This window comes from Paenibacillus sp. LS1, assembly GCF_026013365.1.
Classification (GTDB): Bacteria; Bacillota; Bacilli; order Paenibacillales; family Paenibacillaceae; genus Paenibacillus.
Genome location: NZ_JAPDOE010000001.1, coordinates 1803380 through 1821498 on the forward strand (window position 1 = coordinate 1803380; position 18119 = coordinate 1821498).

General features: G+C 46.1%; 14 protein-coding genes. 3 read left to right on the forward strand and 11 right to left on the reverse strand.

Annotated features, from left to right (window positions below; translation table 11 throughout):
* The first annotated feature begins 56 nt into the window (after window positions 1-56).
* A complete protein-coding gene (locus OM416_RS07860) occupies window positions 57-1229 on the forward strand; it encodes an aminotransferase class I/II-fold pyridoxal phosphate-dependent enzyme (RefSeq protein ID WP_264928254.1) in 1173 nt (390 codons plus the stop codon).
* Between the two features lie 253 nt (window positions 1230-1482).
* On the opposite strand, the gene OM416_RS07865 is transcribed toward OM416_RS07860, so the two are convergent.
* From OM416_RS07865 to OM416_RS07875, 3 genes are all read right to left on the reverse strand, one after another.
* Window positions 1483-3531, reverse strand: a complete 2049-nt coding sequence (locus OM416_RS07865; RefSeq protein ID WP_264928255.1) for an iron ABC transporter permease — start codon at window positions 3529-3531, stop codon at window positions 1483-1485.
* Window positions 3528-4529: an ABC transporter substrate-binding protein gene (locus OM416_RS07870; protein WP_264928256.1), complete on the reverse strand. Its 1002-nt coding sequence runs from the start codon at window positions 4527-4529 to the stop codon at window positions 3528-3530. The genes OM416_RS07865 and OM416_RS07870 overlap by 4 nt, the downstream gene beginning before the upstream one ends.
* Window positions 4530-4710: 181 nt before the next feature.
* Window positions 4711-5241: a CueP family metal-binding protein gene (locus OM416_RS07875; RefSeq protein WP_264928891.1), complete on the reverse strand. Its 531-nt coding sequence runs from the start codon at window positions 5239-5241 to the stop codon at window positions 4711-4713.
* 177 nt (window positions 5242-5418) lie between these two features.
* Between OM416_RS07875 and OM416_RS07880 the strand changes: the two genes are divergently transcribed.
* Window positions 5419-6048, forward strand: coding sequence for a TetR/AcrR family transcriptional regulator (locus tag OM416_RS07880; RefSeq protein WP_264928257.1), 630 nt, complete (start codon window positions 5419-5421; stop codon window positions 6046-6048).
* Window positions 6049-6132: 84 nt separating this feature from the next.
* Here OM416_RS07880 and OM416_RS07885 read toward each other — a convergent pair whose 3' ends face one another.
* Together OM416_RS07885 and OM416_RS07890 are read right to left on the reverse strand one after the other, a co-directional pair.
* Entirely contained in the window at window positions 6133-6903 is a 771-nt protein-coding gene (locus OM416_RS07885) for an SDR family NAD(P)-dependent oxidoreductase (RefSeq protein WP_264928258.1), read from the reverse strand.
* A 221-nt stretch (window positions 6904-7124) separates the two neighbouring features.
* Window positions 7125-8933, reverse strand: a complete 1809-nt coding sequence (locus tag OM416_RS07890) for an AraC family transcriptional regulator (RefSeq protein ID WP_264928259.1) — start codon at window positions 8931-8933, stop codon at window positions 7125-7127.
* A gap of 201 nt (window positions 8934-9134) precedes the next feature.
* On the opposite strand from OM416_RS07890, the gene OM416_RS07895 reads away from it, so the two are divergent.
* Complete coding sequence (locus OM416_RS07895; RefSeq protein ID WP_264928260.1) at window positions 9135-10109, forward strand: ABC transporter substrate-binding protein; 975 nt, start codon at window positions 9135-9137, stop codon at window positions 10107-10109.
* A gap of 563 nt (window positions 10110-10672) precedes the next feature.
* Here OM416_RS07895 and OM416_RS07900 read toward each other — a convergent pair.
* From OM416_RS07900 to OM416_RS07925, 6 genes are all read right to left on the reverse strand, one after another.
* Window positions 10673-11071 (reverse strand): hypothetical protein, encoded by a 399-nt coding sequence (locus OM416_RS07900; protein WP_264928261.1) that lies wholly within the window; start codon window positions 11069-11071, stop codon window positions 10673-10675.
* Between the two features lie 174 nt (window positions 11072-11245).
* On the reverse strand, window positions 11246-12277 hold the full coding sequence (locus tag OM416_RS07905; protein WP_264928262.1) for an NAD(P)/FAD-dependent oxidoreductase: 1032 nt from the start codon (window positions 12275-12277) through the stop codon (window positions 11246-11248).
* A complete protein-coding gene (locus OM416_RS07910; RefSeq protein ID WP_264928263.1) occupies window positions 12278-13294 on the reverse strand; it encodes an ABC transporter substrate-binding protein in 1017 nt (338 codons plus the stop codon). It abuts the gene before it with no gap.
* 102 nt (window positions 13295-13396) lie between these two features.
* Window positions 13397-15022, reverse strand: coding sequence for a helix-turn-helix domain-containing protein (locus OM416_RS07915; RefSeq protein WP_264928264.1), 1626 nt, complete (start codon window positions 15020-15022; stop codon window positions 13397-13399).
* Between the two features lie 230 nt (window positions 15023-15252).
* Window positions 15253-16662, reverse strand: a complete 1410-nt coding sequence (locus OM416_RS07920; RefSeq protein ID WP_264928265.1) for a PTS transporter subunit EIIC — start codon at window positions 16660-16662, stop codon at window positions 15253-15255.
* A 218-nt stretch (window positions 16663-16880) separates the two neighbouring features.
* Window positions 16881-18002 (reverse strand): tocopherol cyclase family protein, encoded by a 1122-nt coding sequence (locus OM416_RS07925; RefSeq protein WP_062835655.1) that lies wholly within the window; start codon window positions 18000-18002, stop codon window positions 16881-16883.
* Window positions 18003-18119 lie beyond the last annotated feature (117 nt).

Here is an 18119-nt window from a genome sequence, read left to right on the forward strand (position 1 = left end):
TCCATTTATTATAAATAGATATGTGTGTACGAAGAGGATTGGAGGAATACATCATCATGAACTTTGCTAAACGTATGGACCACTTCAGTGAAGGGATCTTCACCCGGTTGCTGGAGATCAAACGCCAGCGCCTGGAGAATGGGCAACCGGTCATCGATCTCAGTGTAGGTACACCGAATATTCCACCTGCGAAGCATATCATCACTGCACTTTGTGAAGCTGCTGCTGACCCGTTGAACTATATATACGCGGTGAATGACCAGAGTGAGCTGTTGCAAGCTACAAGTGAGTGGTACAAGCAGCGCTATGAGGTCGAATTGGACCCGAAGACACAGGTCTGTTCCTTACTCGGTTCACAAGAGGGACTGGCACATATCTCCCTCTCTATCGTGGACGAAGGAGATCTCGTTCTGGTACCTGATCCCTGTTATCCTGTCTTCGCCGATGGGCCTTTATTGGCCGGAGCAGAGCTGTATTATATGCCGCAAAAAGAAGAGAACGGATATGTTATTCAGCTTGAGGATATTCCGGAAGATATCGCTCATCGAGCGAAATTCATGCTGGTCTCCTACCCCAACAATCCGACAACAGCGATGGCACCGAATCAGTTCTATCTCGACTTGATTGCCTTTGCCAAGAAGTATGATATTATCGTGCTCCACGATAATGCGTACAGTGAACTTGTATTTGATGGAAAGTCATGTGGAAGCTTCCTCGCGTTTCCTGGCGCCATGGACGTTGGTGTGGAATTCAATTCCTTATCCAAAACCTATGGCCTGGCCGGAGCCCGAATCGGTTTCTGTGTGGGCAATGCAGCTATGGTCTCCATGTTGAAAAAGCTAAAATCCAATATGGATTACGGCATGTTTCTACCGATCCAAAAAGCAGCGATTGCTGCCATAACCGGAGATCAATCCGAGGTTGAACGGGTCAGAGCGATCTATGAACAGCGCAGAGACATCCTCTGTGAGGGCTTCAGCAATCTCGGTTGGCCTATCGCCAAACCTGAAGCGACCATGTTCATCTGGAGCCGGATTCCGGCGCACTACGACAGCTCTGAGCAATTCGCCATGGATCTGGTTACACATGCGGGAGTCATCGCAACACCAGGAAGTGCCTTTGGCCCTTCAGGTGAAGGTTATGTGCGATTCGCCCTCGTTCAGGATCATGAGATATTACAGCAAGCCGTACAGTCAGTCGATGACAGCGGGATTCTGAAATCCAGCTAACGACAGCACGATTCACATGTGCTCAACCCAAAATCCCCTCAAGGTACACAGGGAGTAAGAGCTTCACGCTTAATAACGTGACTCTCTATTCCCTGTAGACCTGAGGGGATTTTTTCATCTCCGGAGGACTAGACATTCTTTAGGTGATGCTTTGTGTGTTGTGCCAGCTAACGAGATCATAAGATCGTGAGATGAATGGTACCACTCGACAACAAGAAGCCTGCTCGGGGAGCAGGCTTCTTGTTTCAACGAATTATACAGACTTGCGCCAGTTAGAACGATACATGAGATACAGGAAGTACGGTGTTCCGATGAGCGCAATGAGTATGCCTGATGGAATTTCTGTCGGCGCCATGACGGTTCTGCCGATCGTATCGGCGAGTACCAGCATGACTGCACCCGCTAATGCGGATAAGAACATGGATTGTCTTAATTTGTGCCCCGTCAGTAACCGCACCATATGTGGTGCAATCAGACCGATAAAACCAACAGTTCCTACACAAGCAACAGCACCTGCTGCAAGTAATACACCAACTGTCATGGCCAGCAATCGTGTACGGCGTACACCCAGACCAAGCCCAGATGCACTATTGTCGTCAAATACCAACAGTTCGAATCGACGTGCCAACCACCAGGCCACAGGTACCAGAATAACTAAAAATAATCCGATAACTTTAACCTGTTCCCAGGTACGAGCATAGGTGCTTCCTGTCAGCCAGATATATCCGCTGCTACCGTATACCGCACCACGGACAATCAAAATCTGAATACCTGCTCCAGCAATGGCAGACATCGCGATCCCCAGCAACACAACCGCAGATGGATTCAGCCCTTTTTTCCAGGATAGGGAGAACACAACTACTGCAGCGATAGCTGCACCGACGATTGCTGCAATCGGCAGCAAGTAATCTGGAAGACCCGGCAATAAGATGATGACCATCATCGCTCCAAGCCCTGCACCAGAGGATACGCCAACAATTGAAGCATCTGCCAGCGGGTTACGTACCGCCATCTGAATGAGCACACCGCTAATTGCCAGTGCTGCCCCCGCACCTGCGGCAACAAGTGTACGTGGAATCCGAAGCTGAACCAACGCGGAGAACAGTCCATCCGACTGGAATAGACTCGGCAACAGATCAGCCATTGGAATCCGCATACCACCAAACATTGTACTAAGCAAGATTAGCACGACGGTAACGACTGAAAATAATACAGCTATCGGGCCAAATGCAAAACGACGTGCAGGTGCTCCTGTGCTCATCGAAGTGGACATGCCTGAGCCGTTCGCTGCCTTCATGCGTGTAAGGACAAGCCATATGAGCCACGGTGCACCAATGATCGCCATAACCGCACCTGTCGGCAGCTCCATGCTGGAGTTATGCACCATTTTGGCAAGTACATCCGCCCCAACCAGAAGTGCTGCTCCCCATATGAACACACCTGGTAACAGCAATCGGTTGGAACGTACACCACTCAATCGAACCAGATGTGGCGCAACCAGTCCCACGAAGCCAATCGGTCCAATTACACTGACGATGACTGCAGCCAGCAATACCGCGAGAATTAAACCACCCGCACGAGCCAATCCAACCTTTTGCCCCAATGAAGAAGCCGTTGATTCATCCAGCTCCAGCATATCCCACTGTCTGGACAAAATTAACGCGAGAAGGGTAATGCCAATCACCCAAGGCCAAGCATAGGACACACCACTCCAGTCATTCTGGACAAGTGTTCCGGAGCCCCAAAGAAACAACCCTTGCGTCTCCATGGAGAAAAAAATATGTAATGCGCTTGTAAATGAACCCAGCACCATCGATACAATCATACCGGACAACGCAAGCCGAACAGGGCTTGATGTTCTTCCGCCGCCCATGAAATAAGCCGCAAATGCTGCCAGCAGACCACCAAGAGCTGCGAAGAGAAAGGGCGACTGACTTAACAGGCCTGGAAAAGCAATAACTCCCAGCACCACCACAAAGTACGCTCCTGCATTAATGCCCAGCGTATCTGAAGCAGCCAATGGATTACGAGTAATCGTTTGCAGCAAAGCGCCCGCAACAGCCAGTGCGCCGCCTGCAAGAATACCAATCACTGTACGTGGCATACGCAAATCCCAGACCATATTGTGCTCTAATGTATCCTGTCTGCCTGTAAGTGCATCCCAAACGACATGCAGAGGAATGGACGCCTCTCCATAACACAGACTTACAAAAAAAAGCACGATGAGAGCGGTTAGACCGCCCCCATATATGCTTATTGTGCGCCAATTCATAGTTGGCTTAGATCCTTGAACCGAACTCATTTGGTAATCGCCTCTACTACGCCATCAACCAATACTTTGGAGGAGATTGGTCCACCAAATGTCCATGTTGTGCTATCCAGTTGATAGGTGCGTTTGTCCTTCACGAAGTTCAGTCCATTCCATACAGAGTTATCTTTCATGGCTGTGCCAAAAACGTCATCGTCTGGTTGGGTGATGTAAATGAAGTTACTGTCCTTTACAGCAGTCAAAGACTCAATGCCTACTGTGGAGAAGCCATAGTTTTCAATTTTGTCCGGCTTCCAATCGTTAACCAGACCGATTTTGTCCAATGTACCAATCACAACGGAGTTATCGGTAAACATGCGCAGGCTAACTGCATTTTGATAAGTGAACGCTTGTGTCAGTGCAAAGTTGAAGTTTTCTTTACCCGCAGCAGCCAGTTTTTCTTTGGCTTCTACATAGTGCTGATCGAGATCACTAAGAACTTCTTTTGCTTTGTCTTCTTTGCCCAGAGCTGTTGCAATGTTATTAAAGATCTCTGTCATCTTGTCATAATCATAACCGTTACCATCATACGGATCATATTCAATCGTTGGAGCAATCGCGTTAAGCTGATCGTAGACCGCCGTATTATTATCTGCATTAGCAATGATGAGATCTGGCTTCAATGCAGCAATAGCTTCCAGATTCGGTTCACTGCGTGTTCCGATATCCGTTACACTATCATCCAGTGCTGCTTCGGATGTTACCCATACTTTATAGTTAGCGTTATCTGCATTACCTACTGGTTGAACACCCAGGGCAACGACATCTTCCGTATATGTCCATTCAAGTGTAACGACACGCTCTGCTGGCTTGTCCAGCTTAAGTTCTCCACGTTTATGTTTCACGGTAACAGGACCTGCGGTCTCTTCAGCTGGAGCACTACCCGAATCAGTACCTTGACTTGTATCTGTTGTAGTCGTGGTTTTACCACAACCCGCCAAAACCAGCACAAATGCCAGCATAATCAACAGTCCGTTTAACCCTTTTTTCATATCTTTATCTCCCCTGTTTGTATGCATTTATATGATAACAATTATCATTATCACTATTGGATTATGCCGTAGGAATGGATTTTTGTCAATGCAAAGTACCCTATGATTCAGATTCTCCGAATCAAAGGAAAAGGGAATGCCATCAGGCACTCCCTTTCGCACAGGTAGATCAAATGGATGTTTAACTGAGCTGCATCGTTGTGATGCACGTATCATCGTTGTCATATGTAGATAGTTGCGTCTCAGCAACTTTTCCATCATGAAGTATACGAATGAGATATGTTCTGTCTCTGGGCACCCATAGATCCATAAATCCGTTTGCACCAGACTTTATCACGGAATCCTTCATCAAGGTGTTGCCCTCGGAATCGTGAATGGTTACATTGAACTCCTCATTGCTCAGTTCCCCCTGACAGCCAGTCAAGCTATGAATTGCACAGGGATGGGTCTGGTCCACATAAGGCGCAATGGAAAGGAAAAATTCTTTTTCAGGCAAATCGTATGTAGTAGTCTTTTTATCTTGATCAGTGACAATTAACTCTTTAGCATTAATGGAGGCAGATTCCGGTGTCTCTTTGCCTGTGCTGATATCTTCCACCAATTTTCTGATGTTGGATGCACTGACTGTACCCGGCTCATCCTTGCCCGCATTGCTTGCAAACAGGTAGGTTCCGATCACAATCACAACTGCAACACTTGCAATGATCCATATTTGTTTTTCATCTGGAGTCCATCTCCTCGTCCGTTTTGGTTTATTATAAGGGAGAACACAGTGATACGGACAGTTTACGACACCAAAGTCACCATATATTCACATTTTTGTATTGTAGTACGAGTTATCTGCAGACTGTGCACTGTATCATTGATAAGTAAGGGAGGTTGTGTATATATGCTTAAGTCTCCATCCGTATCTGACACTGATCGAAGAGTACACAAATCCAAACTGGCTCTGAAGAAAGCCCTTCTGGAATGGATGTCCCGTAAACCATTGGCCAGCATAACCATCACCGATATTGTCAAATCCGCCGATCTGAACCGCAGCACATTTTATAAGCACTATGTATACAAAGAAGACCTGTTTGATGAATTGTTAAATGACGTGATTGACGATCTAAAATCAGCCTATCGAGCACCCTATCAGCATTTTCGAGATTTCGATATGAAGGACCTTAACGCCTCAGCAATTCAAATTTTCGACCATGTGCTGGCTCATGCCTCCTTCTATACATTACTGGTTCATTCTAACGTGCTATCGGATTTCAGGGATACACTCTATATAACACTTAAGAACTTGTATCTGGAGGATGTAACCGATCTGTCGCCTGATCCACGGTTGGATAAGGAACTTCTCGCCTGTTATCAGGCCAATGCGGTTCTTGGTTTAGTAACAGGTTGGGTGCAAAGCAACTTCAAATACAGTGCCTCCTATATGGCGGAACAACTGTTGGAATTCACACGCATGAACCGATCCCAAGAAATTTATCGGTCTAATCTCCATTCTGCAACGAATCCAACATGATACTGTTACACTTAAAAGAGGTACTGTCTCCCTTGAAGCTTGAGAATACAGTACCTCTTTACTATGTCTGAACACTTATTTTAGTTAGTTACTGATCCAGCCACCATCTACAGGCAACTCAACACCTGTAATGAATTTGGATTCATCGGATGCCAAAAACAGGTAGGCGTAAGCGATATCCATAGATTCACCAGCATGTGGAGGCAGTGGTGCAAGATTTTTGTAATGCTCCCCCATCTCCACCTGGGATTTGATGCCTGCTTTCTCCACCATACCCGTAAACACAGCACCCGGATGTACGGAGTTCACACGAATATTGTCTTTGGCAAACCACTGTGCCCCGTGTTTGGTCAATGAACGTACAGATCCCTTGGAAGCACTATAAGCCGCGCCCTGGGCATCCGCGATTCCACCAATGATTGCTGCAATGGAAGAGGTATTAACGATGGAACCTTGTCCATTCTTCTGCATATAAGGAATGACTGCCTTCATGCCGAGCCATACACCTGTACCATTAATGGACATGACCTTGTCCCAATCCTCTAGCTCAGCTTCCAAAATGCCTTTGGCCATATGAATTCCGGCATTGTTGACCAGAATATCTATTTTGCCGTATTTCGATACGGTTTCTTCCACAACAGCGTTCCAGGACTCTGGGCTGGACACATCCAGCTTCAGCGCAATGGCTTCCCCGCCAGCGGCTACGATCTGTTTAACCTTTTCCTCCAAAGCTTCGACTGCCACATCGGTAGCCACTACCTTGGCTCCTTCTCTTGCAAATAATTGAATACCTGCCAATCCCATGCCACTTGCGGCTCCAGTTATGATTGCAACTTTTCCAGTTAATCTGCCCATTTCATATCATCCTTTCCTATTACGATGAATGCCTCATGATGACACCCAACCTGCTAACACCTTTAGTATACGGATGAAATGAAAGCTCTTTCAATCAGCAAATGGACAGGTTTCTGTTGGTTAACCGATAGTTTGGGCCTCCTTATATCTGTTATGTCAAAGTTAATCCACAAATCTAAACCAATCTGTTGTTTTCATCTCTCATACTGCTGTATTCTATCTCAACGTGCCATAATCCGCTCAGCCATTTCCTCGGCCTGTAGCACCGCAGACAACGGGTCAGAGAGAAAATATCTATTCCAATCAAGGTTAATAATCCGGCAGTGATCTGTCTCGATAGATTTCTGCCATGGTTTGCCTGAAGCTTGGTCAAGACCATGCCTCGGACCATTATCCAACACCAACAGGTAGTCCTCCACGTACCCTCCTACCGCACTCCGCGCAATATCCAGGTACTCCAGGCCCGGCTCCAACAGTTCCTGACGAACCTTGCCTGCCGGCTTCAAGTTCAGTAATCCATAGGCTGCCTTCCCCCCACGAGTTCCCGTATTTCCCACAAGGGTAATATGTTCTCCCCAATTCGGATCAATGACGGTAAATGTCTTCTCTGCGGATACTTTGCCTGTGATCGTTTGCTGCAAAGTATGTACTCTCCGCACGTATTCCTTAATCCATGTTTCGGCTTCTGTCCGGCGATTCAGTATACGTCCCATCTCTCGAATCTCCTCCGCGACAGAGCCATTACCACTCCCTCCATAGACCACCGTAGGTGCAATTCGGGCATAGGAAGCGTAGGCAGCAGGATTCCAGGTGATAATCAGATCCGGCTCCAGTTCAAGTACTTTTTCGAGCGAGATAAAATTATGATTGCCGATATCCTGTACTTGGTCATAGATATACGGCTCCAGCATTTGGTTGCTTTCAATGAGTGAATGTGGCGCTCCAAGAGGTGTTACCCCCAATGCCAGCACTTCTCCCAAATTCCAGTCGACGACAACACGGCTAGGCTTGTTCGGTACCGTAATCTCGCCCATACTTGTGGTAAGCATCCGAGTTCTGGCTCTTGGCAACGTGGCGGCCGAGGACTTCCTCACTTGGACTCCTTTCAAATCTATAATCTCCTGATTTGGCCGGGTCTGGTTAGCTTCAACTATGGGTAACATTCTTCCGTTCCATCCCGAAGCTACATCTGGAATACTGCTTTCTCGACGCTTTCTGTAAAACTCAGGAGAAACCCCATAATGTTTCTTGAAATAGCGACTTAGTGTATAGCCGTTCTCATAACCTACTCTCTCCGCGATTTCCTGTAAGGTCCCTTTCGTACTCACCAGTAGTTTCAATGCCTGTTCCATCCTAATCTGTGACAGCACACGACTGGGACTCGTGTTCAATTGAAGCTGAAACAATTGGTTCAGATACCTCGGACTGCAATCCAGCATGTCAGCTACCTGTTCCATCTTGAGTGGTTCCGCGTAGTGACGGTGCAGATAACGCACTGCCTGATCTACCCGATCCAGTTTCGTACGTTTCTTCCTCTGCTCTTGCATTTGTTTCAGCATCTCGGCGAGCCATTGGTAGAACAACGCCTTGGTTTGAATCCGGCCTGCTGACTGTAGTTCATTCCACTGTCTGTATATCAACTGCATGCTTTCAATTAATGGCAATGGATACGTTGGTTCAAAACCAAAACTGACTTGCAAAGACTCCGCCCCAGTATATGTTCGGGATCTTTCAGCATTTGGCTTCTCTGACTCTGGTGACGAATACGACAACACATGTATTTCCATTGGTTTCTTAGCCTCACAATCCAGACGCATTCCTTTGGAGGCGTGCAAAATATAGGTCCCTTTAATGTGATGCATCGCCTGACCAAGCCAGATCTTCCCCTTGCCATTCGTTATTAATAAAAAAGCATTCGAGGGAAACGTCCACGTATTAGAATCTTCACTGGTGTTAACCGTCATGATTCGAATATCCAGTAATCGGATCGTTATATGCTCCCATAATGCCCCGTATTCTTCTATGTTCATCGTCATGGACCTTTCTTTATTTCCTCGTTACCACATCCAAAGCTTTGACTCATCATATATGATAATCATTCTCAGTTCAACCTGTTGATTCTGTTCTGAAATGGTTATGCTTCCACTTCCGAATCGGTTATTGTGCAATCGTAAGTTTCCCTCTAGAGTTATATAAATGAAAATCATTATCAATTAGAAAGAGGGTTCGTCATGTTGTTTAAGAAATCTTGGTATCGAATGGCCCTGCCGGTTTTGCTGATCATGGCCATATTCATTAGTGGTTGTACCCAAAAAGAGACGGTGGAACCCGTCGCCACAGAAGCAGAAAACGCCACACCACAGACAAGAACACTCTCTACGATGATGGGAGACGTCACCGTACCCCTCAATCCCGAGCGGGTTGTCGTTGACTGGAACATAGGACATGTTCTGGCTGTCGGCGTAACCCCCGTTGGTGTGCCGGGCAGCCTGCTGGATTATGGAATGTTCCTGCGTGATAAGCTTGTAGATAGCGCAGATTTGGGTAACCACAGTGAGGTCTCACTTGAGAAAATGGTAGAGCTGGAGCCAGATCTGATTATCACATGGGACCAGGAGAAATTTCAGACCTATTCCAAAATCGCTCCGACTGTCGTATTCGTACCAGATCAGTATGATTCCATGGAAGCCGAAGTGACCGCCATGGGCGAGATTCTGAATCGACCTGAAGAGGCCATAGCGTGGAACGAATCATTTAAACAACGGATCACAGCTGCTCAGGCCAAAATCAAAGATGTGATTCCGGACGGCGCCACCTTTACCGTTGCCGATTTTAACTTTTTGAAAAATCCAGCCATTATCGGCAACAGCGCTAATCGTGGTGGGAGAGCAGCCTATGAATTGCTAGGACTGACTCCAGCACCTAAGGTGAAGTCAGATCTTCTGGACCAAGGTAAAGAAAACCTGGAAGCGAGCGCGGAGGTATTCGGAGAGTACGTGGGTGATTACCTGTTGATGATGGTTACAGAGGGCACGAAGGATCACTCCCTCTTGCCCAACGTCTGGGACAATCTACCTGCGGTACAGAACAACCATATCTTCAAACTGGATATCCATAAATATTTCACCGCTGATCCCTACACCTCCATTCTGCAAGCCGAAGAGATCGCAGATCGACTCGCAAGTGGACAGACTGAGCTGAATTAGAGCGAGTCTTCAAATTTAGTGAGACCCGAAACCGAACCTGAACGTGTTCAGCGTAGGCAAGCACACTGAATCCTGAGTGTGCAAGAACGTGCTCTTCAAGTGAGAGAGAGCGCTAACGAACCTGAGACGTCTTATTCAAGGATTTGAGGCGCCTGCAAAAATCTAAGGAACCTGAGACACTCTATATCCAATTAACAAGCCGTTTTCAGCGTTTTTATAAGGGGATTTTGGTAGATAAGGTGTCTGATGTTCCTTACAATTTAAAGAGAGGGCTTAAAGGCATAATAAGATGTCCTGAGTTCCTTAGAAAATCATCTATCCATTCGCCAAGATCGGCAGTCTGGGATTCAAGACTCTTTATCCATCTCAAAAAAGGTTACACAAACAGCGCCCACTAGAACGATTAAGGTGGCGCTGTTTTATTTGGTATGAATATGTAGGTGTGGTCAATAAGCATAAGCCGAATACTATATTTAATCCCACAAATAAGTGTTTATATTTCAAATTCCAAAACTTAAAATTTGAGCAACTATCTTAAAATCTTGCTACTACTGACAAGAGTCTTACGAGAATCCTTGCTCACCTGCAAAACGGGGATGGACATCAGCACAAGACAACTCCTCATTAGAAAATCGAATCCAGACATAATCATCATATAACACGCCATGTGTTTGTTTTACGATCTCCGAAGCTACATAATCATTTAGACCCATCGATTGCAAAATTTTATCAGCATGGTGTCTGGTGCGAGGGAAGCATCTGGATTCAAAGTAATCCAGTACATCCCCAACGGTTACCTTGGATTTGCTTGGAAAAGGGAGAAAAACAGGAGATACACTTTTATCTTGCCATACATCAACCGTTTGATTACTATAATCCAACTTCACTTTGGCAATCACCTGGTCATGCTCCAAGACCTCAAACTCAAGAGGAGAAGATATAAATTTGTTTATTTTTTTCATCTGCTACCTCCCATAGTGATCTTTCATATTTCTTTGTTATGATTATATCATTTCTTCAACTTGTATTTCAGTTCCTTACTGCACCATTCTATAAAAAAAAGCCCGACGCAATTTCGAGAAAATCTCGACGTTGTTCGGGCTTCTTCAGATTGCCTTCCATCCGTACAAACCTACCTAGGTATTGGAGAGCGCTTTGTTTTTCTCATAAAACCGGGCATTGTGAGAAGATACACCCGCCATATCGGAAGCAGCAGGTTCCAGATACGTCTTGGCACTGTTGACTGCGAGCACCGCATCGTTAAAAGCACCTGCGATCAGTCGAACTTTGCTTCCATAAGTGATGAAATCACCTGCTCCGAATATGCCTGGAATGTTGGTACGCATGCGCTGATCAACGGACACGCCGTAATCTTCCCGCGCCAGTCCCCATTGCACAAGGTTACCGAAATCACGGTCATACCCATGGCTTACGACAACTTCATCCACTTCAACAAGTGTGATCTCACCGGTTTCCACATGAGCCAGCTCAACACGCTCGATTTTGTCACCTGTACCGTATAAGCGAGAGATGCTAAATGGCGTCATGACGTTCGCTTGAGCTTTCATCTGGGCAACTGGCGACTCATGTCCGGTAAATTCATGACGTCTGTGTGCCACCGTAACTTCACTTGCTATTTTGCCCATTTCATTCGCCCAGTCAACTGCGGAATCGCCGCCGCCCGAGATCAGAACACGCTTACCGGCAAATCGGGACAGATCAGTTACGGTATAGTGCAGATTCGTCAGCTCATACCGATTGGCACCCTCGACATCCAGCTTTTGCACCTGCGTCATGCCTCTGCCCGCACATAACAGGATAGTACGTGTGTAGTGACGTTCGCCTGTTTTGGAAATGAGTACAAATACACCATCCTCACGTCGTTCAAGCTCTGCTATTTCCTGCCCAAACACAATCGTTGGATCGAACGTTCTCGCTTGTCTCTCCAGCGATTCAATCAGCTTCTCACAGCGAATCGGATCAACCCCGCCCACATCCCAGATCAGCTTCTCCGGGTACGTACGCATGAATCCGCCCAGTTCCTGTTTGGCTTCGATGATCTTGGTACGCATGGCTCTCATGCCACTATAAAAGGAGGCGTACATTCCAGCAGGTCCCCCACCAACGATGGTAATATCATAAATATGCAATTGAGGCTCTACAGTCATCTAAGGCACCAACTTTTCAACAACATAGTCCATCAATTTTACAGAACCAATCGGACCCACACCGGATACGAATTGGCTTGTTTTCAACGGGAAGACATGATCATTCTTCACAGCCTCCAGATTCGCCCACACCTGGCTTGCTTTCAGATCTTCCATAGATTTCTTGTTGTCATAGCCTACGAGGGTTCTGTCCTCCAGGAAAATATAATCCGGATTCATCTCAGGCAAGAATTCCAGTGAGAACTGGCTAAACCAATCTGTAGAGTCTTTGATCGCTTCAGGACTATTCAGGCCCAGGATATCATAGAAGAAAACACTGCTGCTTCCTCCTTTGGGACCCATGAAACGGTAACGATTGTGCTCTACCCGGAGAACCAATACGGTCTTGTCTCCAAGAGCTGCCGCAATTTTCTCTTTCGCCTGTTTAGCTTTCTCGTCGAATTCAGCCAGTACTTTGGCAGATTCCTCGGTCTTATCGAATATGGCAGCAAGCTTCGGCATGGCACGCTTCATTTCACTGTTGGCATCCAGTGCCACCGTTGGAGCGATTTTGGATAACTCGTCATATACGCCCTGTTCCATACCTTCGCCAGCAGTAAGGATCATATCCGGTGACAACGCCAGCAACTGCTCATAGTTATATTGATATTGCTCGACTTCCATGACCTGAACGCCATGTTCTTTCAAATAAGCAGGGCGGTATTCCGCTTCAACCTCGGGAGTTAACAAAACGATTTGGGGTGTGACACCCATCTCTATCAGATACTCGGCATAGATCGAATCGAACACAACCAGATTTTGAGGATGGGTCGGAATCGTTACTTCTCCAAACTGATCCTGCACCACTTTAGTCCCACTTTCATTCGCTGCTTCTTCCGTTGTACTTGCTTCTCCTTCAGTCTGGGCACCTGATGTTCCAGCTGTAGCGTTCTCTTCCTTGGTTCCATTGGAACATGCCGCCAGCATAATACTGATCACCAACAGCATAATGCCCAACCCTTTAAATCTTCGTGACATGATATACTTCGCCCCTTATATACGTTGATAATGATAATTATTATCAAATAGTATCAAATAAGAAGTGTTGCTTCCATAGCATATCGTGCGTATTCAGTTGGATTATTGTGCTCTCTCATGAAAAGGTTCCGTAAGATGGCGAATGATCTGATTTAGAATCAGAGTGTGTCCCGTAATTCCGTGACCGTCTACCCACAGGTGAGTATCTACGTAAAATACCCGATTATTTTTCACAGCCTTCAGGTCATTCCATTGCGGGCTCTCCCATAGTTTCCTCATATTCTCTTCAGCACTAAAGTGCTGCATGATCCGCTTCTCCACAAACAGATAATCGGGATTGGCTTGTGTGAGCAGTTCAAGCGAACAAGGGTTAAACCATGCTGTACCTGAATCCAGTGCTTGCGGCAGTGTTAATCCAAGCTGTTCATATAACAATTGTGATACCCCGTGTGAACGCCCACCCAGATATCGATAACCAAACGCTTCTACCCTCAGCAGCATGACTGTGGATGCGGATTGAATGATGGGTTGTAACTGTTGCTTAGCTACACTGACCTCATGTTTCATCTGCTCATGCAGTCGATGAGCTTCTTCTTCTTTGAGAAACCAGGCTGCCAATTGATCGAGCATTAGTTCCACATCTTGATGAAGTCCGGTAAGAATCGGTGCAATTGTGCGCAGCTCCCTTTTGACCTCTTCCGTTAATACGTTTCCAATCAACATCTCCGGTTGAACTTGTCGAACAAGTTCTATCTCCACCTCATACTGTGTAACCTCCAGCATCTGCACTCCATGCGCTATAAATTGTTCCCGATGATGTGGGGACAGCAGGATTGGGGTAACCACTACGGCATGAGGGATAACTCCGAGATGAATCATCATTTCGCCGCAGATGGGAGACAATGATACGATCTTTCGCTGCGTCATCGTCTGTCTATATTGCTTAGGTGATACGCCAGTCAGTTGTTTGAAGCGCCGGCTGAAGTAATGTGCATCTTCAAACCCAGACTTTTTGGCAATATCTTGAGAGGTTGCTGTAGTTAATAACAGTTCTTCCTGAGCGCGATAGATCCGGTAGTGGGCCAGATAATCTAGAGGTGGCTTACCATATCGTTCACTAAATTTGCGGGAATAATGCCATGGACTAATGCCAGCAATATGAGCTAACTGCGTACGAGTAATCACCTGATCATAATGCTGCTGCATGTAGTCAATGGAGCGAAGTATGCCGTGTTCTGGCTTCAACTCGTTATCCGGCTGTTTCCGATACAGATTTCTTAACAATTCATATAACAAATGCTGTTTCCCAACCCATCCTGCACTCTGATCCTGTGTATCCTCTTCACTCCAATGGTGAATGATGCTTGCCAAACTTCCACCCGATAGTTGCACCTTTTGATATGCCTCTCCTGACGGTAAACGCCATTCGAACTTCTGGGCTTCTCGTCGCTCATGCAGCACCGAATATGTATCGAACTGAACATGCCAGCCTGCCAAATCCAGATTACCACCTTCAATGACCTCCATTACGGAGTTCTCTTCGAGCGCAATTAATTCTCCAAAGGAGACGTGAACACGGTGTCCGTTTATATTCCAGACCGCTTTTCCATCAATAATAAATATCAAGGTGTGACTGAAAAAGTGGTGCAGTTCGCCTTTCGTTATCCATGCATTGGTTAATGCCTTCGTCGACTTCCACTGAGCGATCCATTCCATGTTGTCAGACATATCGTTATCCTTTCAAAGAGATTCATCATCCCGATCTATACGTTCCACTATATCAAAATACATGACAACTCCATAACCAACAAGCTATGGCTTGAATAAAATGGTGGGCAGCTACTGAGCATTTCATACTTGTATTACTCAGATACAAAAACACAAAAAGCCTGTACCATCAGGCACAGGCTCTTTCTTATAAATTTTAATAAGTACTTTGCAATAGTACGTTTTACGTATTACTCCATGCTAGCTTTCGGTGATGTCTGTCCCAATGTCTGACCTTTTCCTGCCATCCAATACGTCAGTCCACCTGAGACCACAAAAGCAATAACCACACCAATGCAGGTGTGTAACAGATTCAGGCTACTCTCTTCGATGAAGAGCGGTAGGCTGATCAAGCTCGGATTGCCAACGATAGCAAATGCCTTGACAGATAACAACCCGAAATACAGTCCACCCGCGGCTCCACCAAGCAATGCCGCGTAGAAAGAGGATCTTTTTCTCATGTTGACCGCGTACAATGCAGGCTCTACGACTCCCAACAGTGCTGTTCCAGTAGCCCAGAAAGCCAGTCTTCTGGATACTGGCTCTTTCGAGCGCAGTCCGTTTGCAAGCGAGGCCCCTGCTTGTCCAACAATCGCCACCATCATAGCCGCAATCACCATGGAACCACCATCCATAACCATTTCATTAATGATGATGGCAAGTACCCAGTAGTGTAATCCCATAACTAACATCAGCGAGAAGACCGCTCCCAATAACATTACCGTCACCACTGGAGCGTTAGCTAACAGTGAATCCAATGCCTCTGGCAGATATTCATCGACCCAGGTGCCGACTGGACCGAGGATCATTAAGACCAATGGGACAAGAATCAATAACGTCAGGAATGGTGCAACCATCCCTTTGGAGAATTTTGGACTTATTCGTTGAACGGCTTTTTCCAGATAGGAGGCTGCACAGATCGTTAGAATGACCCAGATGGTAGTAGTGTAAAAAGCCGGCTGGGACACGAGTGGCAAGCCCAGGAAATGGACGTCTTGTTCACCTGACATCATCATGGTCATCTCCGGATGGAACATCAATCCACCAATAGATGCAGCAACATAGATATTGCTCTTCAACCGATACGCTGTGCTGATTGCTACCAATACAGGCAGTAGATAAATCACACTATCTCCTATAATCCTGAATATCGTAAAGGTCTGGCTGTCCATCAGTGCAGAAGAATCCGCTGAACCGTACGTATCCATTAACGTAATTATAGCAAGTAAAATCTTAATAACGGCGGCTCCGAGAAACGCAGGCATCAAGGGCCTGAACACATCGGATACAAAATGTAAGATCGAGAATCTGTTCTTCTTCGTGTGTCCCGCTTCCTGCAACGCTTTCCCTGTTGAATCCCAAGCGTCCATACCCAGTAACGTATTGTAGATCAGGGAAGATTCATCTCTTATTACCAGATGACACTGCTCACCTGTTACCCGAATATCTGCTACAACATCTGCGGAGGCAAGAACCGACATGTTCAATTGGGTACTGTCCTTCAGTAGCAACGTCGTTGTACCCTTATTGTGTTCTACAAGTTTGATGTTCTCCTTGCCACCTGCGAGTTTCAACCAATCTTCAATCTGTGTGTCATGCATGATGTACAATCTCCTCATGTTACGGTAAACCCGTGTTTTATGATGTGATACGTTCTAATATGCCTCTATCTATATAGACATTTCCATGAAAAAACTTCAATAGGATAATAAAACTAATTTTCCTTACATTGCATGTTCGTTTATACAAGGTACATTGACCTACTAAGGTTGAAAAAGCAAAACAGCCTACTCGTATGTAGGCTCTTCTCCATCTTTATTTATAAGTCATACTCGCCGTATTCACAACCGACATTCGCAGTCATCAGATGATCGATAAGTATCACGCTACCCTGCTGCTTTTTATACAATTTGATCTCTCCCCGCCCGGTTCCACCATTCCACAGCCGATTGTGAAGTTTCTTCCCGTTCGGAGCTTCGTAATTCACCAGCAACATCTCGTTCTTCGGACATGAAATTTCAATCTCAATGGCGTATCCGCTATTTTGCGAGGACACGTTCCAGACAATCTCATCATCGGTTTCATGGCAGTCGAACTTCGTGCGGGTAAACGTCCAGAATTTGGAGAAATTGAATTCATAGCTCTGACCCTCATAATAAAAATCAATCAACAGCTTGCGATCCAATGGAACGCCAAACACTTTGGGTTTACCTCCTCCTACATCAAAAACGGAGTTTTCCAGCCGTCTGCCACTGATCTTGCTGATCAGATTACAGCTGCTGAGCCAGACCCAAGGGCTTGTAAAATCCCCACCCCAGTTTTTATCCGCATATCCATATGAAGTTTTAGGGGAAATAGTATAGATCACACCATCCAGTATGACGGTTCCCTCATATTCCGTCTTCATTCCTTCGGCGTGCCAGAACATCTCAAAGGCATTCATCGCTCGAAACATACTCGCGGCACCATATCCAACATGGAATGCAACCTGTTTGTCGATCTTAAGATCCCAGCTCATCTGCCCACTATCGCTCATATACTCCGGGTGCTTCTCACATTCTTCCTTCGATAGGGCTACCGAGCCCTTCATGCTTGTTTCGGATAACGTACAATCTCCTACAACCAAATCAAGCTGCTCCGAACGCATCTTCATATGATCGATACCATAGAAGCGGTGGATTTGTTTCGCATTTTCGCCCCAATGTCCTGCCTTGATCATGACATACGAAGGCTTGTTCGTTGTGCCCGGCAGCTGTCCAAATACGGGGTGTTCTCCACCCAACGCAGGGTTAATAATAAAATACTCAATAAAAAATGATTTTTCTTCCCCTGTCTGTTCATTCTTGCCTGTAAAAGAGTGCCACCACCAATCATAACCTCTGGATGCCAGTGGTCCCTTCTCCAACATGTATCGATTTCTGCGTTTGTCCTGTTTATTCATATGGGATGACCTGCCTTACGGAGGGATAGATTTCGTTTTACACTATAATGATTATGTATGCTACTGTTGATCCCATCCTAACTGAAGACCTTATCATATGCAATAATACGCTCCATG

Coding starts and splice junctions, on each gene's coding strand:
- OM416_RS07860 (WP_264928254.1), top strand. CDS start 57: ATGAACTTTGCTAAACGTATGGACCACTTCAGTGAAGGGATCTTCACC.
- OM416_RS07865 (WP_264928255.1), bottom strand. CDS start 3,531: ATGAGTTCGGTTCAAGGATCTAAGCCAACTATGAATTGGCGCACAATA.
- OM416_RS07870 (WP_264928256.1), bottom strand. CDS start 4,529: ATGAAAAAAGGGTTAAACGGACTGTTGATTATGCTGGCATTTGTGCTG.
- OM416_RS07880 (WP_264928257.1), top strand. CDS start 5,419: ATGCTTAAGTCTCCATCCGTATCTGACACTGATCGAAGAGTACACAAA.
- OM416_RS07885 (WP_264928258.1), bottom strand. CDS start 6,903: ATGGGCAGATTAACTGGAAAAGTTGCAATCATAACTGGAGCCGCAAGT.
- OM416_RS07890 (WP_264928259.1), bottom strand. CDS start 8,933: ATGAACATAGAAGAATACGGGGCATTATGGGAGCATATAACGATCCGA.
- OM416_RS07895 (WP_264928260.1), top strand. CDS start 9,135: ATGTTGTTTAAGAAATCTTGGTATCGAATGGCCCTGCCGGTTTTGCTG.
- OM416_RS07900 (WP_264928261.1), bottom strand. CDS start 11,071: ATGAAAAAAATAAACAAATTTATATCTTCTCCTCTTGAGTTTGAGGTC.
- OM416_RS07905 (WP_264928262.1), bottom strand. CDS start 12,277: ATGACTGTAGAGCCTCAATTGCATATTTATGATATTACCATCGTTGGT.
- OM416_RS07910 (WP_264928263.1), bottom strand. CDS start 13,294: ATGTCACGAAGATTTAAAGGGTTGGGCATTATGCTGTTGGTGATCAGT.
- OM416_RS07915 (WP_264928264.1), bottom strand. CDS start 15,022: ATGTCTGACAACATGGAATGGATCGCTCAGTGGAAGTCGACGAAGGCA.
- OM416_RS07920 (WP_264928265.1), bottom strand. CDS start 16,662: ATGCATGACACACAGATTGAAGATTGGTTGAAACTCGCAGGTGGCAAG.
- OM416_RS07925 (WP_062835655.1), bottom strand. CDS start 18,002: ATGAATAAACAGGACAAACGCAGAAATCGATACATGTTGGAGAAGGGA.